Origin of the sequence: Actinobaculum suis (assembly GCF_900618115.1) — a bacterium.
Classification (GTDB): Bacteria; Actinomycetota; Actinomycetes; order Actinomycetales; family Actinomycetaceae; genus Actinobaculum; species Actinobaculum suis.
The window spans coordinates 1924658-1948305 of the sequence record NZ_UYIO01000001.1 but is presented as its reverse complement, the minus strand read 5'-3'; the positions used below and the strand labels follow the sequence as shown (position 1 = coordinate 1948305).

Below are 23648 nucleotides of genomic sequence, written 5' to 3'. Positions count from 1 at the left end.
CTCCAAAGTGAACGCCGGGGCTCTCTATGAACGGTACGGCTGCCCCGGGAGTGCGAGGTTTCTCCGTGACCGGCGCGGCTTCCCCGTGAGCGGCGTGACCTCCACATCGGCGGCGGGTATTCCTAGCCGGCGAAGGTAGCTTCGCCGTGAGCGGTGTGACCTCTTCCGCGTGAGGGCGCGGCTGCCGGTGAACATCTGCTACATAAAATGCGCACAAAAGCTAAAGTTTGAACTATGCCAGAATTGCCTGTACCTGCGCTCTCGCGAGGTTTTATAGATCGTGACGAAAATGCGCGCCTGCACCCCACCCGGGTGGCGGAGCTACGAGAATCTGCGCAAGCTCGTTACCTGTTAGTGAGCGGCCAAGCCGTGGCTGCCGCGGGGGAAGCCGGGCCGGTTTTCTACTCGGCGAGCGAGCTTCGCGCGCGCGGATACAACCTCGAAGATGCCTACTATTTGGGGACGGTGGCGGCGCAAGAAAGCACGGTGCCGGCGGCGAACACTACACCGGCCTTTTTCGCCTTGGATCTTACGGATAGTTTCGCAACCGGGGTGAACCGGGAGCACCCGCGCCGCACGGTAGACGGCGTCGAATGGTGTGCGTTGATTTCTTACGGTGGCCTTTGGCAAGATTCCGACGTGGCTCTGGCTACGGAAGCGGTGGCTTTGTGCGCGGCTTGGCGCCAGCAACGTTTTTGTGAAATGTGTGGGAAACCGCTGCGCATCCTCGAATCCGGGTGGCTCGCTGTGTGCCCGGATTCGCATCCAACTTATCCTCGTACGGACGCGGCGGTGATTATGGCAGTGCTCGATGCCCAGGATCGGATTTTGCTCGCCCACAATGCGCGGTGGGAGGGAAATCGGCATTCGGTACTCGCCGGTTTTGTGGAAGCCGGGGAGCCCCTGGAGTCAGCCGTGCGCCGCGAAGTGGCCGAAGAGGTTGGTATCGAGGTGACGGGCGTGCGCTACTTTGGTTCGCAGCCCTGGCCGTTCCCGCGCTCGCTCATGGTGGCTTTCTTTGCGCGCACCGAACAGAGCACGGCCGATATTCGCGTTGACGATCGCGAAATCAAAAGCGCAGGGTTCTATAGCCGCGAAGCTCTCCTCGACGCTGCCCGCGCGGGGCGGATCAGCCTACCGGGCCGTACTTCGATTGCTGCGCTCATGATTTCCCAATGGCTGGTCGGAGAAAATACGGAGTTCCCTGGTGGTAGCACGCGAATGAGTAGTGGCCGTGCCGGGTTCTCGCGCTACGGTGCGGGAAGTGCCGGGAACGACGCCGCCGCAGGAACCGGCGCCGGCGGCACCGGTTCTGGCCTAACCTTGCCCTACGCCGAACTCTTCGGTTGGTAAGGCTATTGGCAAACTGACCGGTAAGGCTATTGGCAAACTGACCGGTAAGGCTATTGGCAAACTGACCGGTAAGGCGGCAAGCTGGCCGGTAAGGCGGCAAGCTGACCGGTAAGGCGGCAAAAAACGGCCGGCGGGTGTACCGGCGGTTGGACGGTAGGTTGGCCGGCAAGTGGCTGGCAAAGCGGGGCGGTTATTCGCCGAGGCTCGCGAGGCGCTCTTGCACTTCTTTGAGGCTGGGATTAGTTAGCGTGCTACCGTCCGCAAACTCCAGGGTAGGAACGATTTGATCACCACCATTGATGCGGGCAACATGCTCTGCAGCCCCGGGAGCTTCTTCAATATTGATTTCTTCCCAGGTGATGCCAGCCCGTTCGAGCTGCCGTTTCAAAACTTTGCAGTACCCGCACCAAGTGGTGGTATACATCTTCATATTGGCCATGCGGCTAGTCTAGCCCGGGAGCAGGCGGGCCGGGCTACTCGTCAATATCTTTCAAGGCCGCATCCATGCACCGCATAGCGGCCAAGGTTTTGGGCACCCCGATATATGGCATTAGGTGCACGAAGCATTCCGCGATTTCTTCTTTACTCATCCCGGCGTGCTTATAAGCGGTGGCAATATGGCCGGTGAGTTGTGGTTCCACGCCGCCCATAGCGGCCAGCGCGGCCATGGTTAGCATTTGGCGGTCACGCAACTCGAGGCCCGGGCGCTCATAAGTGCCACCGAAAACTGCTCCCGTTACCCATTCGGAAGGATTGCCGGCAGCATACTTATCAAGTTGCCCTTTCCAGGTAGCGGTACCTTCCGGGGTTGCGGTTTCTTCTTCAAACTGGCGTCCTTTTGCAACGTCATACATGAGTTCAGGCTATCCAGAAAGCGAAGAAGTGTCGAGGTCGTGCATAACTTGCGGATGCGGCCAATTCCGCGGTTTGCGCGAAAACGGCCCTGCGGGTGCAAGGGCACAAATCGCGGAATTGGTCCCACCGGCGTGAAAACACAAACCGCGGAATTGGTATCGCGAAAGGCGCCCGCGCCCGCATAAATCGCGGAATTGGTTCTGCGAGTAGCCGGCGGATGCCTCTGGCCGGCAGTTTTACCAGGAAGACTTCTTGATTCCGGGTAGTTCGCCGCGCAGTGCTAGTTCCCGGAAACGGACCCGGGAAAGGCCGGCCTTGCCAATATATCCGCGCGGGCGCCCATCAATCCGATCGCGATTTCGCACCCGCGTGGGCGAAGCATCGCGTGGCAATAGGGAAAGTTGGCGATGGAAATCCATTGCCTCGGCCACAGTTTTCGCGGTACGTGCCTTTTCTTTCAATTCCCGCCGTTTTTCTGCGTACTTCGCTACCGTAGCCCGGCGCCGCTCATTGGCAACAATCTTCGACTTCTTAGCCATTATTCCTCTACGTTTACCTATCTAACTAGTGATTCTTTTTGGTCGGTTCATGCTTTTTCTGGCTGTTCGGCCCCGACTCGCGCCCGCTACCAAGTTCTAGCCACTTTGGCTCGTGCCCGCTACGCGGACGCGAGAGCGCGCTATACCCCCAGGTAGTGGACAATATTGCGTACACGCACCGCGAATAGTTCCGTGTTTTTCGATAGCGATTCGCGGCCCGGGCGCAACTTCACCCGAACTCTACTTGAGAGTGAGAATCATTCTCAAGTAGGGTGCGAGGAATGGAAAAGACCACCGCGCGGTTACGAGCCAACTTGTGACTAGCTAGTTGGTGAGGCGGGAAGCCGCGCGGAGTGTTTTAGATAAACAGGCAGTCAGAGTCCCGGATATAACAGCTACAGCGGCTTGGGCATACAGTTGTGATGCCCGGGAGCGTGCGACGGTCGGGGCGCGCGGCCGGTATACGGCGGCCGCTGTATCCAGTAGCCCGGATATGTAATGTACGGGTATGAGGTGAGGTAGTAGATGAGTGCAAATCCTTCCGGTTCGGCCGGGCGCCAGCGGCGCGCGGCGGCGTCGAAAATAGAACGCGCGCAAGGCCAGTGGAACGCAACGGTACCGGTGGTTTTCGTGTGCGGGATGGGAGAAACAGAACTCGCGCAAACGAGTACGCGCGCGCAGTTGCTGATGCCGGAAGCGGTAGTGGTGCGCTATCACCTGGACGCTGAGCGCGAGTTGCTGGTGCGCAGCATCATCGAACTGACCGGCGTGCTTGATGAAACGGAACGTTTTCTGGAGCACGGGTGTGTGGCGTGTACCGTACGTGCCGATATTTCGGGCGTGCTGGAAGAGCTGGCACGGCTGGGTAATTGGCCGGCAATTATTGTGGAGATGCCGCCTACCATTGAAGCGGTACCGCTTTGCTATTCACTGATGGCGGAGCCGCAGGCCGCGCCGCACGTGCGGATAGGTTCCGTGGTAGTTGCGGTGGCGGGCCCCCGCGTACTCGAGGACGCGCTCGGGTACAACCTATTGGCGGAAGAATATCCGGAGGAGCGGTTCGGCCACGATGAGCGCGGGGTTGCCGAAGTGGTAACGGCCCTGGTGGAAGGAGCGGATGTGATCGACGTCCACGGTTCTCTCAGTACCGGTGCGAAGGAACTATTGGAAATCCTTTCCCGGCCCGACGCCGTTATCCACGCCCCGCTCGATACTGCCGACGCTGCCACTCCGCTCGCCCTAATGCCGGAGGTGCTCACGGACGGCTTTAATTCCGAGGCCACTGAAAACTGGTTGGAATTCGGCAACGGCGAATATGGCGAGGCATGCAGCGGGGAAATCTGGACGTTGCGGCTGGAATCGGAACGTCCCTTCCACCCGCAACGGCTTTTGCGGAACCTGGCCTCCCTCGCCCATTGGCAGGTGCGGGCCCGTGGCAACTTTTGGCTTCCCACCCGGCACGGTCAGATCGGATATTGGGATGGTGTGGGCGGCGGCCTAGCAATTGGCATGGGGTCTACCACGCAGGCACCTTATACGCGTCTACAATTTGTGGGCCGCGGGCCGGGGCGTGAAGAAATCAAGCAAGTCTTTACGGAAACACTGCTCACCGATACCGAAATGGACGTGTGCGGAACTAGCTGGGACGTGAACGAAGACGGTTTTGAAACCTGGCTCGGGCCCGTTACTGGGAGCGAGGAACCGAATACGGGAAGTGGAGACTAGCTGCGGGAAGCGGGGAATGGCTGCGGGAAGCAGGGAACCGAATACGGGAAGTGGGGGAATGGCCGTAAACCGCATGAAAAAGCCGCTCCCAGGAAATCAAGGAGCGGCTGACTGCGGAGTATAAGAGGTGAACTGAGCACCCCGATCGACGAATCGTGCGCAATCTTTTGGACGTGCAGATCGAAACAGTTCCTCCGGTGATTTCGCGGCCTCCCGCGGCGGCTGCCTGGCCGGCTTTGCACGCATCTTCAACTAGCCACAAAGCCGGCAAGAATACGGCATCCACCTCCGTTACCGAAAGGCTTCTCTAATGACTCGCCCGCTCTGGACAGCATCTTCCATAGTGGACCGCCTGACTCTCCAACTGCACGAATGTCATACTGACTCCATGAGTGAGTGGTTACCAAAGCTAACCCGGACGCGATATGCGCCAATCTATGCCGTAGGTGCCGTATTGCTGATCGGTTTTGACATATATGGACACATCCTCGGCCTGGTTGACCTTTCCCGTGTACAGGCTGGCATTGAGATCACCCTTGCCCTACTGCTGGCCTTGGCCTCACGCTCAATACTGTTCGAGATTACTTTTTGCTTATGCGTACTGCACCTGAAGCTGAGCACTCCGTCCGAACCAGGAATGCTTCCCTTAGGTGTTTATCTCGTCATTATCATATGGATAGTGCGTGCTTGGATGCTAGGTGCTGCGATTCTCTTGTTGACTGTAGAGGTAACGAAGTTACTGCTCACTTCTAACCCAACAGCGCAGATGTTTATCTCCGTTTTTCTTGGGCTGCTTGCTGTATCTATCGGATTATTGCTGCGATGGCAAAGCGCGCGGCTCCTCAGTGCAGAAGAGGAACTCGAAAACGCTCGCGAAGCAAACGCACAAAATACCCGAGAACTAATCCAAGAACTGCATGACAACACGGCCAAAGACCTCGCCCACATAATTCTCCTGACGCAAGATATCGCGCGGGAACACCCGGAAACAGCTCCGAGAATGGAGGCTCTGGGGAATATCGCAACTCACGCTTCACGCCGAGTGCGATCCATCATTTCAGCCCAACACGCTTCTTCTCCTCCATCCGAAAAAAATATTAACCGGGTAGTAAGGCAAATCCAGAAAATGCTCGCGACGCGTAAAATCACCCTCAAATACACGCTGCCCGAGAATATCGAGAATAAAATCAGCCCTGCACAATTAAAAGGGGGCATCCTTGTACTAAGGGAGTGCGGCTCCAATATTCTGAAATATGCTCCTAAGCATTCCAAAGCGGACCTCGTGATAAAGTTCCATCCTGTTTCTAGAGAACTTATTCTCTCGATCAGCAATGACGTGGCGGACGGTAAGCCCGCGCCCGGGGTAACAAGTGGTTTCGGTTTGAGTAATTTGCGGGAACTAGTGGAATCGCAAGGTGGAACATTAGAAGCGGGAGCACTCCCCGGAGAGAAATGGCTCACCTACATAACTCTGCCCATCTCCGCAGAGAATACCGTGAAAACTGGCTTGCCAAACAACTGGCAGCCATGCAGCATTTCGCTTAGGAAAATGATACTTAGGAATGTGGAGCCACAATGAATGTCGAAGCGAAACAAGAAAAGATTACTTTAAAAATTGCGATCGCCGACGATGACCACATCATGCGTGAGGGTTTGCAACGACTCTTGGCACACGAGGAAGGTATTGAGATCGCCTGGGTGGCGCAGGATGGCGCAGAAGCCCTCCGCCTTTTATGTACGCAAAGCGTAGACGTATTACTCTTAGACGTTGATATGCCCATAAAAGACGGAGTTGAGACTGCTCGAGAAGTGAGTTTTCAATATCCGAATATCGCGATCATTATGCTCACAGCTTTTCATCAGGAAGAATCTCTTGCCCAGTCTATCGGAGCGGGCGTACGCGGCTTCCTAACGAAAGACGTTCTAATACCAGATCTTGTGCAGGCCATTGGAAAAGCATATAAGGGCGAAAAAATAATGTCTGCGCGGCCCACAGAAATCTTAGCCGAAGCGTATTTTCAGTCACACGTTAGCCAGGGAAAATATGCCGATTTCATTGCCGCCGTGCAGTCCTTACCGGCTCGATTGCAGCCCACCTTCAATCTCCTTTTGGAAGCAGCCACTAATAAGACGATTGCGCGCCGGCTAAATCTCAAGGAAACAACTGTACGTTCATACGTTTCCGACATCCTTGCGCATATGAGTTGTAATACGCGCGTCGAACTGGTAGTGACCGCTTTGAAGGCTGGATTACACAAGTAGTACACAAGCAGAAAGTAGATGCACGAGCTCCCCTTAGTCCGGCCCCCTAGCCTTTTTATTTACATCGTCGGCTCCGCACCCGCCCGCCAGGCACTTTTCCGTACCGAAGAAAATCGGTATGAGACTCTATAAAACATCTATATCGCTCGGATAATTCCGGCCGTAACGTTAGATACACAAACGCAACCGAGCCGCCGTAGGAGCGGCACGATGGCAAGGAACATTCTGGATATGAAAAGAAAATTAACGAAAGCCTCGGTAGCTACTGCAGTCGCATCTGCGCTATTTGCCACCACCGTGAATATCACCCCCGCTGTTGCGTCTACCGACGCTCACATAGAGGTGGAATCGCAACCTTCGCCAATCGTTTCGAACGCCATAAGCTCTCAAAGCGATGATCTTCTTCTCGAATTCGCTAAGCTGTACCCCGTACATGAACCAGGCAGCTTACATCATGGCGAAAGATTTGACCTAGAATCATCTCGTGTACAGCCTAATTTTGCCTGGGGTGCAGTATTTAGAGTTCTTCTTTCAAAGCCCGCCTGCGAGGCTGCACGTGCCTTTTACAATAACCAGTTCCCTGACAAGCCTAAGCTAAAGTGCAGAAAAAGGGGCAAGGTGTGGGTCCTAACGAGGTAAAACATGGAACAGTTCGCTAACATAGCTCAAACGTTTATAGACTCGGGAGATTTTAAGTACGTAATCCCCGGTGCGGACCACGATTCACCCTGGTCCACGAGCTCTTTGCACGAGTGCGAGAAGCTATTCTTGCAAACTCAAGATCCAGCATCGGCATGGGTGCAAGAAAAATACACCATGTTTTTGGGTGAAGGATTGAGACGAGCCTTCGGCGGCAAATGGGAACGCGGAGAATTGCTGATCCCGGAATCGCACGGTATGCGCGGGATCCACTACCCCACTACCGGACACTTCGATGTAGTTTCGAATTACTTACAAGAGGCTGTAAGACTTGGGGTCGGGAAAACGTGGGCGACCCATTTCACTACCACCAAGATGCTGCTCTCCGAAGCTACTCCCACTGAGTAGTCCTCATAAGGTAAGTGCCGTTTGCGGAATGCTGCATGTATAAAAACTCGTAACAAGAGATTGTATGATAGTTACTACGAAAGTGCCGGCGAGGTTAATCATCTCCTCGCCGGCACTTTTGCCGCAAAACCAAAGGGAACGCCTTCTATACGTAAAACATCGATTTGTCTTATTAACATAAATCGGGGCCTGAGCCCTTGTTGGTGGGCATGGGCTAGCCCGCGTCAGCAATGGCTTTAGACAACGCTGATAGCCCGACCATGGGCACGCGGGGCTCTAATAGTGCGATAGCCTTTGTTAAGGCCTGGGTAAGGTTCTTAGCTGGCAACCATATTTGGACCATTGCTCCGCCTGGCGCTCCAATAAAAATAGGGTCATAACCTTTTGGTGGGAGGGGTGTTCGAATTTTGTATCCCTTGCGTGTGTCCCTGGACGTATCCCTCACTATGTACACAGGAGTGCATAGAGCAATATGGAAGCATATTCGCGAATTGGATGACTGACCCAAGTTTCCCGCGCTGTCTCGCCGTAAACCGCATGAAAAAGCCGCTCCCAGAAATTCTAGGAGCGGCTTACTGCGGAGGATGGGGGATTCGAACCCCCGAGGGCGTTAACCCAACCCGCGTTCCAGGCGAGCGCCATAGGCCACTAGGCGAATCCTCCACGCATTAGCGCCCCAATAGGATAACCGATAACAGGCAGTTTTGGCGAGTTTTTAGATGTGAGCCGTCGGGCACATTTCAAATTCAGTCCAGTTCCAAGAAACGCAGCCAGCGCGGGTATTCGGCTTCTACCTGGGCCTGTGCAGCTTCATAGGCGACGGTGAGCTTTTCCGGATCGCGTTCCCGGTTGGCCGGAAGTGCATGTTCGGGGAAGTAAAGATAGGCCCGCCCTTGGCGTTCAAGTTCAAACAGGTGTTCCCGCGTGCGGTTGTAACGTTCGGGCCGTTCCACAATCGCTTCGGCCACCTTGGGAGCGTTGCGGAATAGCGTGCGCATGAGGTGATCGGAAACCGGGTTGGAAGTTTTCACGTAGTCCCGGCTGCGCGTCATCACCACGAAGAAATTCTCATACCCGTCCGCTTCCGCCGCATCGATGGCAATCCCGCCCGTGGCCCCGATCCCGCCGTCGGCATAAAACTCCCCATCAACCGCTGTGAAAGGCATCAGCCCGGGCATCGAAGAAGAAGCTTGCACCCGCACCAAAAAATCTTCTTTCGAATGCACATCCTCGCGCCCCCAGGCCACGGTTTGCCCGTCGGCAATGCGGAAAGCCAGGATGCGGTAGTCCTGCGAAGAGTTTTCCAACGCCGGATAGTCAAAAGGCAGGAGCTCGCCCGGCGCGGAAGTATGGTGGTAGATGTACTCGGAATCAAAAAGCCCGCGTCCCTGTAAGAAACTCTGCCAGGAACCGGCACGCTTGTCGGCAGCTAGGTTAATGAACGAGGCACGCGAGCGGCCCGCATCCTTGGAAATATAGTTTGCGGTATGCGTGGCTCCCGCGGAAATACCCGCCGCGTACGGAAACTCAATGCCCAGCGCAATTAGCTTTTCGACGACGGGCGCCGTGGCCACAGCCCGAAACGCCCCACCTTCAAATATGACCGCAGTTTCTTCTACTTTCGGCATGTCTCCCCAATCTTGTTCGCATCAACGCTATCAATGATCTGCTTATTTCGGCCGTCCCAGTCTCGCGCATTTGCACACAAGCCCACCGGCCGCGCCAAATTCACAGCGCCGGCCAAAATGCAAGTTAAAAACAGAGAGGTGCCTACTAGGAAGTAACTGCCCGGTTTTGTACCTTGGGACCCATTGCTATCCGAATTGTGCGAGTTCAAAGGGGGGGGGGGAAGTTATGAACAAAGCCTCGACTCTAGTAACAGCCGGAGGGCGGAAAGAAGGCACTGCGGCGCTGGCTGGCAACCGTTGGGCGGTGCTCGTGGGTACCGTTCTCATGATGCTGACCACCGGGGCATTGCAGGCCTTCTCCGTGTTCGCACCGCCGGTTTCCGCCACGCAGGGGTGGGCATTGCCAGACGTTATGCTCGCCTTCGGTTTTACTTCCCTGTTGGTTCCGGTGGTTATGATCCTTTCCGGCAAGTGGCTCGACGCCGGCTATGCCCGCACGCTGATGCTCATCGGTGGCGGCCTGTTCGGACTGGGGCATATTGTGGCCGGGCTGGCCCCGAACTTGCCGCTCTTTGTACTCGGCTACGGACTCGTTACGGGTACCGGCCAAGGTTTGCTCTATTCTTCGGCGCTCACCAATACCATGCGTTATTTCCCGGATCGGCGCGGGCAAGTATCCGGGCTGATTACTGCCGGCATGGGTCTGGGCGCGGTTTTGGTGGCCCCGCTTGCCGTGAGCCTCATCGCGAAGATGGGAGTTTCGGCCACCTTCATTGCCCTAGGCCTGGCATTTGCGGTGCTAAACCTCGGGGCAGCTCTTTTCCTCGTACGTTCCTGCCCGGCCGGATACGTACCCGCCGGTTACACCGGGCCGGCAAAGGCTGCGGCTAAGAATGTGGAAGGTAAGGCCGCCCAAAAACCGGCCGCTAAAAACCCTGCCGCCAACAGGGGGAGCGCCAAGGCGAGAGCCAGGGCGAGCGCCAGAGCGAGCGCCCCGCAAAATTTGCAGTGGCGGGAAATGCTGCGCACGGCCAGGTTCTGGATTATTGCCGGCATGTTCTTCCTGGGTGGATGCTTTGGTGCGGTGATTATGTCTAGCCTGGCGAGCATTGGGCAAAACATGTTTGGCCTGGCGCCAGCCACCGCCGCGCTCTACGTTTCGCTCTTCGCCGGTTGCAATGCCGCGGCCCGGATTGTGTGGGGCAGTATCGCCGACCGCTGGGGCATTATCAATACTCTCGCCGCGGTTTTCAGCCTGGGGGTGCTCGCGCTCGCGATCCTCGCATTTGGTACCGGTACCTGGGTGTCCCCAGTGGGCGTGGTGATCATTTCCTGCGCTTTCGGCGGGATTATGAGCCTCTTCGCCCCGCTCACCGTGGAAAACTTCGGCCCTAAATTTAACGGCGTCAACTACGGTATCGTTTTCATCGCCTTCTGCTTGGCAAGCTTCTTGGCCCCGCGGTGGGGTGCGAGCATGGCCGCCACCGCCGGCGGAGATTTCACCGGCGCGCTGATCGTGTGCATGATCTTGGCAGCGGTAGGCCTGGGGCTAACGATTCTCTACCGCCTGGCTCCGCAACCTGCCAGCCGCGGCGAAACTGTGGAAGCTGCGCGCGGCAAAGCCCGGTAAACCTGGAAAGCTCACTAAAAGGGAGCAAACTGGCTAGCGGTCTTATTGTGCGTAATGGCACAGTTTGGCTGCTGGTGTTTTTATGACGACGCCGAAGTTTTTTGGCAGTAGTCGCTCTTTCCGCGCAAACATTGGCATGGCCGCGGGGGAGTGCGTGGCGACGCGCCGGGCACGCCGGTAACGCAATGAAGTTACACCTTTGTCATTTCTCTGCGCTACGCTATCTTGTGTTCACACGGAGGATCGACCACAATATGTAGTCAATTGGGCGTTACCAGAATGTTGCTAACGCTTTACTTCGGGCGTGTGGGATGCGTTAGAAACCGTATGTCGCACCCAAGTACGAATAGTTTTGCCCCGCGGGTGGTGCCGCCAAGCGGGGAGTAGGTAAGAGTTTAAGGGGTTGGAGATCGCATGTCAGTGACAGAGCGGAGAATGGTGGAAGACCCGGCGAAACTCACGCAGCAGAGCGGGAGCGTGCGCAAGCGGGATGGGCGCGTTGTCGAATTCGATGCCGCGAAGATTTATCGCGCCATCGGTAAGGCGATGAATTCGCAAGGCGTAGAAAACGTGACCTTCCAGGAAGAAGCTACGCGCGCCGTCGTCGCCTCCTTGGGCGGTGGCGAACTGGACATTCCGACCATCCAGGACCACGTGGAAAACGTGCTCATGAAGTCGGAGTATCCGGAAGTTGCCCGGGCATACATCGAATACCGGCATGATCGTGATCAGGCGCGGGAACGTTCCATGGACGTGGAAGTTGCCGTGGAGAAGCTACTCGGCCGCGATAAGAACGTGGTGAATGAGAACGCGAACAAGGATTCGGGAGTTTTCAACACCCAGCGTGATCTCACCGCCGGTTCGGTAGCCAAGGCCTATGCGCTCAAGCACATGCTGCCCCCGGAAGTTGCCAACGCTCACCTCAAAGGCGATATTCACTTCCACGATCTGGACTACAACCCCTTCCAGCCGATGACCAATTGCTGCCTGATTGACATCAAGGGCATGCTCAAAGACGGCTTCCAGATCGGTAACGCACGGGTGGAATCGCCGCGGTCGATCAACACTGCCACGGCGCAAATCGCGCAGATTATTGCCAATGTAGCTTCCAGCCAGTACGGCGGGTGCTCGGTGGATCGCATTGATGAAGTGCTGGCCCCGTACGCGCAGATCAACTTTGAAAAGCACATGGCGGACGCGAACCGCTGGGTGCCGGAAGAAAACCGCGTGGAATACGCCCAGGAAAAGACGCGCAAGGATATTTATGACGCCATGCAGTCGCTGGAATACGAGATCAACACCCTGTATTCCTCGAATGGGCAAACGCCGTTCGTGACCCTCGGTTTTGGGATGGGAACAAAGCCGCTGGAACGCGAAATTCAGAAGGCGATTTTGCAGATCCGGATCGAAGGGATTGGGCGCGATCACCACACCGCGATCTTCCCGAAGCTGGTATTCGGTTTGCGCCGGGGCGTGAACCTGGAACCGCAAGACCCGAACTATGACATTAAGCAGCTGGCTCTGGAATGTTCGGCCAAGCGCATGTACCCGGACGTGCTCAGCTATGACAAGCTCGTGGAGCTGGAAGGTGATTACAAGGCTCCCATGGGGTGCCGTTCCTTCCTGCCCAAGTGGGTGGATCCTTCCACGGGCGAAGCGGTGAACGCGGGCCGGATGAACCTCGGCGTCGTTACCTTGAACGTGCCGCGTATTGCTATTGAGGCGAATGGTTCCCAAGAAAACTTCTGGAAGATCTTCAACGAACGCATGGAGATCGTGAAGAAGGCACTGGTTTACCGGGCGCAGCGGTGCGAGGAAGCGGTGGCAGATAACGCGCCGATTCTGTACCGGCACGGAGCTTTCGGAATTCGGGAGGCCGATGACGATCAAGACGTCACCAAGTTCTTCCGTAACCAGCGGGCCACGCTTTCGATCGGTTACATCGGGCTCTACGAAGCCGCTACCGCTTTCTATGGGCCGGCTTGGGAACACAACCCGGAGGCGAAGCAGTTCACGATCGATATTGTGAAGTCGCTCAAGGAGAAAGCAGATGAGTGGAAGCAGGAGTACCCGTACTGGTTCTCCGTCTACTCCACCCCGGCCGAATCGTTGACCAACCGGTTCTGCTCCATGGATAAGGAAAAGTTCGGTTCCATTCCCGATATTACGGATAAGGATTACTACACGAACTCCTTCCACTATGACGTGCGGAAGAAGATCACGCCTTTCGAAAAGATCGACTTCGAAAAGGACTACCCGCAGTACGCGGCCGGTGGTTTCATCCACTACTGCGAATACCCGAAGTTGACGCATAACCTCAAGGCTTTGGAAGCCGTGTGGGACTATGCCTACGACCGGGTGGCTTACCTGGGTACGAATACGCCGATTGATAGGTGCTACGAATGCGGTTACAACGGCGAATTCGCGCCTACCGCAGAAGGTTTCAAGTGCCCCGAATGCGGCAATGATGATCCGGATCGTTGCGATGTGGTGAAGCGGACCTGCGGTTACCTGGGTAACCCGCAGAAGCGCCCAATGGTTCACGGCCGGCACGAAGAAATCGTGCACCGCGTCAAGCACATGGACGGCCCGCTTTCGGAAGCACAGGAGCTCATGGAGTAGCCGTGGCACGGCACTTGAATTTAATTCACGACGCCGCTGGGGGCGCCCCGGAAACTTCCGGGGCGCCCCGGCCTGCCGGGCAGTATTCCAGTGCGGCACAAGCATTCGCACAGGGGGAACGGCCCGGGCTTTCGGTTTCTGATAGCGGTAAGCAACTCCAAAGCGCTTTTGAATACCGGGCGGATTTAACGGCCGCCCACCAAGAGGAAGTAGTGCACCCGGCCCAGGCTGCCAGCGAGCACGGGGTGCGCCAACCGCGCCAGCCCGGGGCTTGGGATGGCCGGCGCATGAGCCAAAGCTATGTGGCGGACTACAAACCCTTCGTCATGGTGGATGGGGAAGGGGTACGTTGCGCGCTCTATGTTTCCGGCTGCCCCTTCAAATGCCCCAGCTGCTACAACAAGGCAGCCCAAAACTTCCGGTACGGCACGCCCTATACGCCCGAACTAGAAGCACGCATCCTGGCAGACTGCGCCCACAGTTACGTGGCTGGCATATCCTTCGTGGGCGGTGAGCCTATGCTCAACACTCCGGTGCTGCTACCTTTGGCCAAAGCTTTCCGGGAACGTTTTGGCAATACCAAAACCATTTGGTGCTGGACGGGTTACACCTACGAACAGTTAATGGCAGAAGGGGAAACCCCAGACAAACAGGAACTGCTTTCCCTGGTAGACGTGCTGGTAGATGGGCCATTCATCAAAAAACTTTTCGTGCGCGAACTAACTTTCCGCGGCTCCAAAAACCAGCGGATCATTGACGTGCCCGCCACCCGGGAAGCCGGCAGCATCCGCCTCTGGCGCGGCGGCGACTATGCCTAACCCAATTGCGCCAAGGGCGCATACGCGCATATAACCGAGATGCCTAGCTATCGTGCAGGGCGTGCACCACGCGGCGCGCTAAAACTTGCATGTCAGCCGGCGTATAGCGCTGATCGATAGGCAAGGCCAGCACTGCCGGCCAAGTGTCCGCTAACGAGTTGCGCACCGGCGGCCAAAAAGCCGGCGAATAAACCCCCTGCGCGGCTAGCGCTTGCGCATACTGCAAGGCTCTGGTGGCCGGCACCGGCAAATCTATAACCACAGCAAACCGGCCATCTCCCAGAAAACGCAAAGCGCCGCGTGCCCCCGGATTTACCAATTCCGCGATTTGTGCCCTTAAAGCTACACGCAAGGCGCGGCTGTTTTCCAGGCGTCGCTCTAATAGCGCACGCGTATCCAATCGGCGGAGTATGCTACGGCTAATCTGGCTCAGCGGAGCTGGGATAAGCGCCTGATCTACCAAGGCCTCCGCGCCGCAATCTTGCCCCGTGCAGATTTGCTGCCAGGTGCGAGAAGTGACGGCGGCGTCGTGCGAGCTCCGGGAAAGCGGTTGCGATATACCCGGCCCGGCCACCCAGGCGCCATCTGGAATCGGTACCCACTTCCGCAAAGAAGCCACCGCAAAATCCGCATAATCAGGAAGCTGCAGCTGCAAAGCTTTGTGCATGAGCTGTTTCGGAGCAGGTGTTTCGCTCGTGAGAACTTCGTGGGCGGGTGCTTCGTACATGAGCGGTTTGTGGGTGAGTGCTTCGTGGGTGAAGTCGAGGGCAATGACCCCGCCGCGGGAGCGAAAAGCCGCCAGTTCACGGTGCAGTGCGGAGTCGGGTTGGATCCCGAAAACCGTGGCAAAAAACAGGGCATGGGCGGGCCCCGGATACTCGGCAAGGGCACGCGGGCAGGGGAGCAAATCGGCCCCCACGGGCAGGAAATCTATCCCGATTCCTTCCAGTTCCCAGGGTTCGACCATCGTCCAGCACGCAAAACTGGCGATCCCCACCCGGCGCACACCCAGATCCTGCAGGGTCTGTGCGAGCAGAGAAATGCCCTGCCGGCCCGAAGCCACCCCCGCCACACCAATTCCGCGATTTGTGCGCGGCGCCGTATTTGTGTGGGGCGTCGGGTTTATGTGGGGTACCTGGTCTGTGCGCGGTGCCGGGTTGGTGCGCGGTGCCGGGTTTGTGTGGGGCACCGCGTCCGTGCGGGGTGTAAAGTCCGCGCAGAGTGCAGAATCCGCACAGGTTGCAGAGTTCGTACGCAGAAACGCGGCGTCCAAGGGAGCGAAAAATTCGCCACCGAAAATTTGCACGGCCGCGCCCTAGGAAATTACTGGTACGCCCGGCCGGAAACTCGGGTCATAGCCGAGCCGCGCCGCCGTCCACGCAATAATTTCCTGAATGATTTCATCCTGATACCAGTAGGCATCCCCGTGCCCGGCCTCCGGAATAATGCGCAAATCCGCCGCGGCCCCGGCCCGCTCGCAAGCCTGATACATATCCGTGGACTGCCGTACCGAAACCAAATCATCCTTCCCGCCATGTAACAAGAACAGCGGCGGCTGGTCCGCATGTACATGCAAAATCGGCGCGGCCCGATGGCCAGCCTCAGCCAAACCCGCATAGGGAAGCGGAGATTCCACCCCGCGCACCAAAGCCAACCCGATCGCGGCTAATTCCGAATCGGAAAGCGCGGCCTTTTGCACGTCCGCATCAGAAGCAGCCGGATCCATGAAATATGACACCCCGTAGAGGGAAACCGCGGCCCCAATCCGGGCCTGGGCCGCGCTAGTTCCGGCGGGCAGAAACTCGGCGGTGCCGTTCGTCGTCGTCAGCATCTGCACCAGGTATCCACCGGCACTATCGCCAAGCACCGTGATACGTTCCGGATCAATCTGGAAATCGGTGGCGTGCGTGCGCAAGAAAGCGACGGCGGCCTTACCGTCCTCAATCTGGGCGGGGAAAGGATGCGGAATCGTGGAGTATTCGGCAGACGCCACCACGAACCCCGCTTCCGCGAAAGCCGTGCGCAACTGCTGAAAATTACCGGTGTGAGAACGCACAAAAGAACCGCCCGTAAAGAAAATTAGGGCCGGGTGCGGGCCCACCTCATCGGGAGTAAGAATGTCCATCGTGAGCTGGCGGGGCCAATGCGTATCGAACCACTGCCGGTAAGTCACCTTTCCATAAGAAATGACTTTGCGGCGGCGTAGTTCCTGCCCGCGCACCTGCGCACCTTCCGGATACTTCGCATTGCTAACGGAATAAGGCGTCTGCTCTTGCGTCATCTTTCCCCTCGATCGTTTGCCTGGCTTAGCATTTGGTTTCTAGGCTACTCGGTTTGCGAGCCAGCGGCCTGGTACCGCGTAGCAGGAACCGGCAGCTGGTACCGCGTAGCAGGAACGTGCACCCAAAACATGCGGTAGCAGAAACACAGGAATATGCGTCCAAAGCGTGCCTCCTAAAGTAGGCATGCAGAAGGTGCGCCGAAAACATGTAACCAAAACGTGCGCCCAGAACCTGTAACCAGAACGCGTGCCCAGGACGTGTAACCAAAACGTGTGCCCGAAACGTGCCTGCCAACACCGCCGCGCCAGCGACCAAAACCGCGGAATTGGTGCCACCAAGTTGCCCGCTCGCAGGGCTCGCCGCTGGCCGCTGATTGGGAGGGCCGCATTTTCGGGGCGCGGCGAACTACGATGGGGGTGGCGCACTTTTTCACGGCGCCGGGAAGACTAAGCCTGAAGCGCGCGCGGCGCGCAGTGAGGAGCATACATGGTACGGCGTACACAAAAACTTGCCGAACAGGGCGTCAGCATCTGGTTGGATGACCTTTCTCGGGAGCGGATCACTTCCGGCAATTTGGCTGAGCTCATCGAAACGCGGGATATTTCTGGCGTTACTACGAATCCAACAATTTTCGCCGCCGCGCTAACCGACGGCGAATCTTATGCCCAGCAGGTGCAAGAAGTTGCCGCGAAAGGGCTGCGCGGGGACGCCGCAATTTTCGAAATCATTACGGAAGATGTGCGTAACGCGTGCACGATTATGCGGCCGATCTACGATACGACCTCGGGCGAAGACGGCCGGGTGTCCATCGAAGTTTCTCCGGATCTAGCTTTCGAAACCGAGGCAACTGCCGCGCAGGCCAAAGAACTGTGGGCCAAGGTGGACCGCCCGAACGCGATGATCAAAATTCCGGCCACGCGCGAAGGCCTACCGGCAATCACGGAAGCCATCGGGGAGGGCATCTCGGTAAACGTCACCCTCATTTTCTCCCTGGAACGGTATGCGGAAGTCATCGAGGCCTACCTGGAAGGCCTCGAAAAGGCACAGCGCAATGGTAAAGCGCTCGCGGAAATTCGTTCCGTGGCTTCCTTCTTCGTTTCCCGCGTGGATACGGAAGTTGATAAGCGGTTGGAGGCTCTGGGCACGCCCGCCGCGCAGGCTTTGGCCGGCAAGGCCGGGGTGGCAAACGCTCGGCTCGCCTACGAACTGTTCCAGCGCAAGTTCTCGGGCGAACGGTGGGAGAAACTTGCCGACGCCGGTGCGCATCTCCAGCGGCCGCTCTGGGCTTCCACCGGGGTCAAGAACCCCGCTTATCCGGATACTTTGTACGTGACGGAACTCGTGGCTGCCGAAACGGTCAACACGATGCCGGAGAAAACGCTCGAAGCGGTATATGACCACGGCGAAGTAACCGGGGACACCATTACCGCGAATTTCACGGATGCCCACGAAGTATTCGACGCCCTCACCGCGGTAGGCGTGGATATGAAGGACGTAACCGACCTGCTGGAAAAGGAAGGCGTGGAAAAGTTCATCGTGTCTTGGAAGGAACTGCAAAACACTGTGAACACTGCCATCGATAAGGCACAAGCCTAGATTTTTAGCGGCGGGGCGCCCGGGCTTAACCCGGGTTGCTCCCCACCGCGGCCGAGCTGGAATTAATACAAAACAGCGGCTGAGCTATACATGCGTGAAAACAGAACGCAGGTGTAGCCCAGCCGCCGTTTTATTTGTTAGTACTGTGGCCGTATGCGAGTGCGGGTTGCTAACTGGCAGCCGCAGCCGCACCCGCTAGCCGGCCGCTCGCTAGTTTTCGATCTTGACGAGCTTGCCGGTTTCGGTAGCTTCCTTGATGGCCGTGATTGCCCGCAAGGTCTTGACATTATCGGCCGGGGTGACGATCGGCGCGACTTCGCGGCGCACTACCTGCGCGAAGTGCTTGAGTTGCATCTTGTGCGGGAGCGCTTCATCCACACCCGGGATGTCCATATTTAGCGGCTTGTGCCAGCTGGAGGCGCCGTCGTAAGAGAAGTGATGCAAACGCGGCAAGGACAGCGCACCCTTGGTGCCGCCAATGAAGTAAGCATCGGCGTCGAAGGGGCGATACTGGGGATCTTCCCGCGCGGTAGCTTCCCAGTTCCACGGGGAGGCAGTGGCATCCGAAATGGAAACCGCGGCGAGTGCTTCGTTTTCGAAACGTACCGTCAGGACGGCCGAATCTTCCGTTTCGAAACCACGCGCGTTCGAAGACTGCATACCTTGCACCTCGGAGATTTCCCCGATCAGGTAGCGCATCAAATCCACATCGTTGACGAGGTTTACGAGAATCGGCCCGGCGCCCTTCTTGCGCCGCCATTCGACGTCGTAATACTCATCATTCTTGTAAATCAGGTAGTGGAAAGACGAAACTGTGAGCGTCCCCAAAACTCCCGAAGCAATAATTTCTTTGGCCTTGTTCACCTTCGGGTTGTGGCGGCGGTGCTGCCCTACGAGCACCGGAATTCCGGCTTTTTCAGCTTCTTCCGCGAAGCGGAGCGCATCGTCCAAATCATCCGAAATCGGTTTTTCTACCAGGGGTACGACGCCGTGCGCGAGCGCCTGGCGTGCTACCGGCAAGTGGAGGTGATTCGGCGTGACGATAATGACGCCGTCCGGCTTCGCCTCCTTGAACATCTCTTCATTATCTAAATAGAAAGGAACGCCGGCGGCTTCGGCTACCGGGCGGGCAGCCTCAAAGCATCTGCAATAGCTACCAATTCCGCTTCAGGTTCTTCTTGCACGAAGCGAATGTGGTTTCGGCCCATGGCGCCAGCGCCAATAACTGCAATACGTACAGGGTTATTCATCAGAAGTCTCCTTCGGCTCTGTGAAGTAATTCAACATTAGATCAATTGCGTGGTGTTTGCCAGGTTGTGGGCTATAAACAGCGGTTCGTCCGGCTCGTTCGGCTCGTTGAGATCGTCCGGCTCGTTGAGATCGTCCGGCTTGCCCCGCTCGCCCTGCCACCGCCGCGTACGAGGTTGGGGCCGCATACGCGGCGGTGGTTTTAGGCTTGTTACCGTTTTCCTTCTAGGTTCGCGAGTATTGGTTTATGTAGCCCCTTGCGGTTGGCTTTAGGCCCGCGTTTTTTAGGCCGGCCTTAATTCAGGGCCGTGCCTTCTTAGGCCGGCCTTAACTCAGGGCCGTGCCTTCTTAGGCCGGCCTTAACTCAGGGCCGTGCCTTCTTAGGCCGGCCATATCTTAGGCCCGTGCCTTTTCGCGAGTTTCGTTACGCATCATGATCAATACCAATACGAAGGCAACGATCATGATGGCAATCGCGGCGTGGAACACCGGCTGGTAAGCCTTTTGCCCGGCGGTCGGATCATGGAAAGTGGCTACCAAAAGTGACTGAATCCAGGTGGAGGTGGCGTAGCCGAGGAACATGATTCCGTAGTTCACCCCGGAGTTCGTGGTGCCAAATTGGGAGGAGGTGAGCGGCGGGTAGATTACCATGAGCGCTCCGAAAGAAAACCCGAACAGAGCCACGGAGAACAGGAAGAGGGCTTGGCTGTGAGAGACTGTCATCAACAGCAGGGCTGCCGTAGTAATTACGAGCATGCCTAAGAGAGCCTTGAAACCGCCAATTCTGTCGATAAGCCAGCCGAAGCAGAGCCGGCCAAAGAAGTTGGCGATCGTATTTGTCATCACGATCGTGCCGGAGAAAGCTACGGCGGCGGTAAGTTTCGGATCCCCAAAGATCTGCAGCCCGCCAATGGTAGACATATTGCCCACCATCATGGTGCCAGCGATTGCAGCAAACGCAAAAGTGACAACCATAAGCCAGAACTGGCCGGTTTTGATCATGGCACCCGGGCCCAAATCGCCGTACACGCCCGCGGTAACCGAGCCCGTGGCCGTTTGCGGCGGCGTGTAGCCTTCGGGTAGCCAGCCATCGGCCGGCTTGCGCATAAACAGCGCCGGAACAGAAATAGTAATGAAGAAGAGTACCCCTAGGAACTTCAAGGCATTGAAGATGCCTAGGTGCGGGATTAGCAAGGAAGAAAGGAATGGGGAGAGGGCGGCCGGCCCAAGCGTGGCAGCGGCCAGAGTTATACCCGCAATGGTTCCGCGCTTATCGGGGAACCACCGTTGCCCGGTGGTGAGTGCCGGGGTATAAGCCAGCCCGTTACCGATGCCGCCAAGCAGCGAGAAAGTGAGGTAGAACTGCCAGGGCGTGGTGATGAAGCCGGAAAGGCCAAAGCCGAGGCCGTAGCTAATCCCAGCCACGAAAACGACATTGCGCGGGCCGAATTTGTCGGAGATCCGGCCCGCAAAAATACCGGTCACGGCCATTGCGGTTTGGAACATGGGGAAGGCATAGGCCAAAGATTTTTCCCATTCCGGATGGATAGCAGTTATTGCCTGTTGGATGATCGAGTATAGGGCGATTGAAGAACTGAAGAACATAATGACGCACGCGGCGCCAATGATGAGCGCGCGGTTAGTATGCCGGTGCTCAGTATGTGTTTCTGCCATTTTTCTTTCTCTATAGCCCGCTCTATGTGAGCGAAGTGTTTAGTAATAAAGCGTGGACCGCACGTGCCATAAACGGATCCATTGCGCCCGGTTTGGGTGCAATGCCGCCCATCATAGGGGAGAAGCCACCGGCTTCGCGCGCGGCCAGGAGCATGGTTACTCGCAGAAAATCCGTTTTGAGGTCACTCACACGAAAGGCATGGTTCCTTAGTTTCGCGGGCGGGCTGCGCGTCAAAATACGCGGCAGATTGTGTTTCGGGCAGAGCTGCCGGCGGTGCGGGCTGTTGCCGGGCTGCGGGTTGCGTTGCCGGCAAAGCATCGGGCCGCGTAGCCGGCTTTGCGGTTGGCATAGCGGTAGGCTTTGCGATCGGCTTTGTGGTTGGCCGCGGTTCGGACGCCGGCCACGGTTCTGGCCCCGCTTGGGCGCCGGGCTTTTGCATTCGGGCGGGCACAGCTTGCTGAAGTAGCCATGTGGTTGCCTGCCGCCAGCGCCGAGCTATCGAGGTACCGGGCAACTGACGTGAACCCCGAGATCCACGGCGCGATTCCGCGCGCGCTTCGCTGCGCCGGCTGCGCGCGTAGTCCCAGACCCGCAGAATAGAAAGCAGACGCCGGGTGGCATTATGCAAGCGGGCAGCGAGCATCAAGTACAGGGTCAGTAGCAGACCTGCCAAGCTGATCAGCGCCGCGCCATAGAAAGTATTTTGGTAGGCCCAGCGGCCCGCGCTTTCGTCGTAGAGCGCTGTGGAAAGCGGGGCGGAAACCCACGTGGCCACGGCATACCCCCAATACATGGTGGCCCAGTTCGAACCCAGATGCGTGGTACCGAAAGTCTGCCCGGTAAAAGGCGGGTAGATAGCCCCGAGTGCCCCATTCGCCATACCAAGCAGGACCGCAGCACAAATATAAAACCCCAGCACGGGTGCCATAGACAGCCCGATGAGAGCGATGATCGTCGTCGTAAAAATAATCACCAAAGAACGGTGGCCGCCAATGCGATCGAAAATCGTACCACCCAGGAAAGAACCTACCGCTCCAGCAATGGTAGTGAGAGAGACGACGAGCCCGCCGGCCGCAATCGCGCTGGGCGCGGAAGGGTCGGGGAAAAGCTGGGTGCGAGCGATTAGGGAGGAGGCGCTGATCATCATGGCGCCGGCGGTGGAGGCGCAGGCAAAGATGACGAAGAGGAAGTAGAAGCGCCGGGTACGCAGCATTTGCCGGGGGCTCAGATCGCCGTAAGAACCTGCAGTCGCGCTACTTCCCTGCGGGGCCTGCCAGTTTTCGGGCTGCCATCCGGGTTGCGGATTGCGGGTGAGCAGGGCTCCACCACAGGTGAAGATCAGCGCGAAAACGCCAATAATCTTGAAGGTCGCGGCCGCGCCTACTAGCGGCAGCAGAAGGGAAGCCGAAACCAGCGAAAATGCCGCGGTAGCCAGGTTAGAAATGGCAATGAGCAGTCCAGAAATTGCGCCCCGCTTATCGGGGTACCAGCGTTGCGCCGTCGAAAGAGAGGGCGAGTAGGCGAAACCGTTACCGATGCCACCAAGCACACAGAAGGCGAAATATACGGCCGGTACTGAGTTAGCGAACCCGGTGAGAATCCACCCCGCCCCGTACAACACGCCGCCCCAGAACAGTACCGGGCGCGGGCCTACACGGTCAGAAAGGCTCCCGGCAAGAAGTCCAGCGGCCACCTGGAAAGTTTGGAAGACCGGGTAAATCCAACCGGTAGCGGCCACGTCCCAACCGTGGGATTCCGCCAGTGCCGGGATGACGACGGAAAGCACGCTGACCGCGGACAGACAGAAGATGACGAAGCTGGCGCCGGTGACGATGCCGCCCCGTCCGACGCGATTTAGACCCGTGCGTAGAGGTGCCACGGGAGTGCCAAAACGTGCCACGAAGGCCTCCTAACATAACTAATAGGTGTGAAAGCGCTGGTTGTAACCAATGAAAACGCTGGTTGTAATCGAAAAGATGAATGATGTGGGCCGGGCGGGCGTTTTGTGTACGCCTAACGCGGATCGTCGTACTGGAATACGAAATTGCGGAACCGGAAATAATGGAACCGGAGGTTGTGAAAACAGCCGCTCCGGAGCTAATAGACGCGGAACGTTAGTTGTAGAACCGTTACCCAGGAACCCTTACCCCAGAACCGGGAATTGCGAGCCGTGAGCCACTGAAACGGAAGTTGTGGATCCGTCTTGCGGAGCTGACCTCGACTTTTTGTGACGATTAGATTGCCCTGTATAAACAAGAAAGCCTTGTATGAACAAGAAACTTGTACAGACAAGAAGTCTGTTCAGACAGGAAACATGTTCGGACAAGAGCCTTGTGTAAACAAGATGCTTGTGCAGACAAGAAAAAGC

At 57.3% G+C, this 23648-nt stretch carries 20 protein-coding genes and 1 tRNA gene; 9 read left to right on the top strand and 12 right to left on the bottom strand.

Features of this window, described 5'->3' with window-relative positions; translation table 11 throughout:
• The first annotated feature begins 234 nt into the window (after positions 1-234).
• The gene (gene nudC, locus H8274_RS07880) at positions 235-1353 is read left to right on the top strand and encodes an NAD(+) diphosphatase (protein ID WP_185934242.1); all 1119 of its coding nucleotides are present in this window, start codon (positions 235-237) and stop codon (positions 1351-1353) included.
• A 190-nt stretch (positions 1354-1543) separates the two neighbouring features.
• Here the strand turns inward: nudC and H8274_RS07875 are convergent, their stop codons facing one another.
• From H8274_RS07875 to rpsN, 3 genes are all read right to left on the bottom strand, one after another.
• A complete protein-coding gene (locus H8274_RS07875) occupies positions 1544-1792 on the bottom strand; it encodes a mycoredoxin (RefSeq protein ID WP_049619455.1) in 249 nt (82 codons plus the stop codon).
• 34 nt (positions 1793-1826) lie between these two features.
• Positions 1827-2207: a carboxymuconolactone decarboxylase family protein gene (locus tag H8274_RS07870; RefSeq protein WP_074663079.1), complete on the bottom strand. Its 381-nt coding sequence runs from the start codon at positions 2205-2207 to the stop codon at positions 1827-1829.
• A 237-nt stretch (positions 2208-2444) separates the two neighbouring features.
• Positions 2445-2747: a 30S ribosomal protein S14 gene (rpsN, locus tag H8274_RS07865; protein WP_049619453.1), complete on the bottom strand. Its 303-nt coding sequence runs from the start codon at positions 2745-2747 to the stop codon at positions 2445-2447.
• Between the two features lie 525 nt (positions 2748-3272).
• On the opposite strand from rpsN, the gene H8274_RS07860 reads away from it, so the two are divergent.
• The 4 genes from H8274_RS07860 to H8274_RS07845 all read left to right on the top strand — a co-directional run bounded on the left by H8274_RS07860 (position 3273) and on the right by H8274_RS07845 (position 7781).
• A complete protein-coding gene (locus H8274_RS07860) occupies positions 3273-4472 on the top strand; it encodes a GTP-binding protein (RefSeq protein WP_049619452.1) in 1200 nt (399 codons plus the stop codon).
• 388 nt (positions 4473-4860) lie between these two features.
• Positions 4861-6051 carry a sensor histidine kinase gene (locus H8274_RS07855; RefSeq protein WP_141670066.1) on the top strand — a complete coding sequence of 397 codons (1191 nt, stop codon included), beginning with the start codon at positions 4861-4863 and terminating at the stop codon, positions 6049-6051.
• Positions 6048-6734, top strand: coding sequence for a response regulator transcription factor (locus tag H8274_RS07850; protein ID WP_185934241.1), 687 nt, complete (start codon positions 6048-6050; stop codon positions 6732-6734). Before H8274_RS07855 ends, H8274_RS07850 begins: the two co-directional genes overlap by 4 nt.
• A 642-nt stretch (positions 6735-7376) precedes the next feature.
• Entirely contained in the window at positions 7377-7781 is a 405-nt protein-coding gene (locus H8274_RS07845) for a hypothetical protein (protein WP_065414590.1), read from the top strand.
• A 578-nt stretch (positions 7782-8359) separates the two neighbouring features.
• Here the strand turns inward: H8274_RS07845 and H8274_RS07840 are convergent.
• Together H8274_RS07840 and H8274_RS07835 are read right to left on the bottom strand one after the other, a co-directional pair.
• Positions 8360-8444, bottom strand: a tRNA-Ser gene (locus tag H8274_RS07840).
• A gap of 83 nt (positions 8445-8527) precedes the next feature.
• Positions 8528-9409 carry a patatin-like phospholipase family protein gene (locus H8274_RS07835; protein ID WP_049619448.1) on the bottom strand — a complete coding sequence of 294 codons (882 nt, stop codon included), beginning with the start codon at positions 9407-9409 and terminating at the stop codon, positions 8528-8530.
• 226 nt (positions 9410-9635) lie between these two features.
• On the opposite strand from H8274_RS07835, the gene H8274_RS07830 reads away from it, so the two are divergent.
• The 3 genes from H8274_RS07830 (at position 9636) to nrdG (ending at position 14479) form a co-directional block, all read left to right on the top strand.
• Positions 9636-11039 carry an OFA family MFS transporter gene (locus H8274_RS07830; protein WP_185934240.1) on the top strand — a complete coding sequence of 468 codons (1404 nt, stop codon included), beginning with the start codon at positions 9636-9638 and terminating at the stop codon, positions 11037-11039.
• Positions 11040-11459: 420 nt separating this feature from the next.
• Positions 11460-13661, top strand: a complete 2202-nt coding sequence (gene nrdD, locus H8274_RS07825; protein WP_244924574.1) for an anaerobic ribonucleoside-triphosphate reductase — start codon at positions 11460-11462, stop codon at positions 13659-13661.
• A gap of 2 nt (positions 13662-13663) precedes the next feature.
• Positions 13664-14479, top strand: a complete 816-nt coding sequence (gene nrdG / locus H8274_RS07820; RefSeq protein ID WP_231583084.1) for an anaerobic ribonucleoside-triphosphate reductase activating protein — start codon at positions 13664-13666, stop codon at positions 14477-14479.
• A gap of 43 nt (positions 14480-14522) precedes the next feature.
• On the opposite strand, the gene H8274_RS07815 is transcribed toward nrdG, so the two are convergent.
• Together H8274_RS07815 and H8274_RS07810 are read right to left on the bottom strand one after the other, a co-directional pair.
• A complete protein-coding gene (locus tag H8274_RS07815) occupies positions 14523-15785 on the bottom strand; it encodes a hypothetical protein (protein WP_185934239.1) in 1263 nt (420 codons plus the stop codon).
• Positions 15786-15794: 9 nt separating this feature from the next.
• Positions 15795-16760 carry an alpha/beta hydrolase gene (locus tag H8274_RS07810; protein WP_185934238.1) on the bottom strand — a complete coding sequence of 322 codons (966 nt, stop codon included), beginning with the start codon at positions 16758-16760 and terminating at the stop codon, positions 15795-15797.
• 487 nt (positions 16761-17247) lie between these two features.
• Here H8274_RS07810 and tal point away from each other — a divergent pair, with 487 nt between their 5' ends.
• Positions 17248-18357, top strand: coding sequence for a transaldolase (gene tal / locus H8274_RS07805; RefSeq protein WP_185934237.1), 1110 nt, complete (start codon positions 17248-17250; stop codon positions 18355-18357).
• Positions 18358-18567: 210 nt separating this feature from the next.
• Here the strand turns inward: tal and H8274_RS07800 are convergent, their stop codons facing one another.
• The 5 genes from H8274_RS07800 to H8274_RS07785 all read right to left on the bottom strand — a co-directional run bounded on the left by H8274_RS07800 (position 18568) and on the right by H8274_RS07785 (position 23180).
• A complete protein-coding gene (locus tag H8274_RS07800; RefSeq protein ID WP_221884783.1) occupies positions 18568-19434 on the bottom strand; it encodes a Gfo/Idh/MocA family protein in 867 nt (288 codons plus the stop codon).
• 41 nt (positions 19435-19475) lie between these two features.
• Positions 19476-19607, bottom strand: coding sequence for a Gfo/Idh/MocA family oxidoreductase (locus tag H8274_RS09600; protein ID WP_221884782.1), 132 nt, complete (start codon positions 19605-19607; stop codon positions 19476-19478).
• Between the two features lie 394 nt (positions 19608-20001).
• The gene (locus H8274_RS07795; protein WP_185934236.1) at positions 20002-21279 is read right to left on the bottom strand and encodes an MFS transporter; all 1278 of its coding nucleotides are present in this window, start codon (positions 21277-21279) and stop codon (positions 20002-20004) included.
• Positions 21280-21301: 22 nt separating this feature from the next.
• Complete coding sequence (locus H8274_RS07790; RefSeq protein WP_176700751.1) at positions 21302-21469, bottom strand: hypothetical protein; 168 nt, start codon at positions 21467-21469, stop codon at positions 21302-21304.
• Entirely contained in the window at positions 21462-23180 is a 1719-nt protein-coding gene (locus H8274_RS07785; RefSeq protein ID WP_065414581.1) for an MFS transporter, read from the bottom strand. The genes H8274_RS07790 and H8274_RS07785 overlap by 8 nt, the downstream gene beginning before the upstream one ends.
• Positions 23181-23648 lie beyond the last annotated feature (468 nt).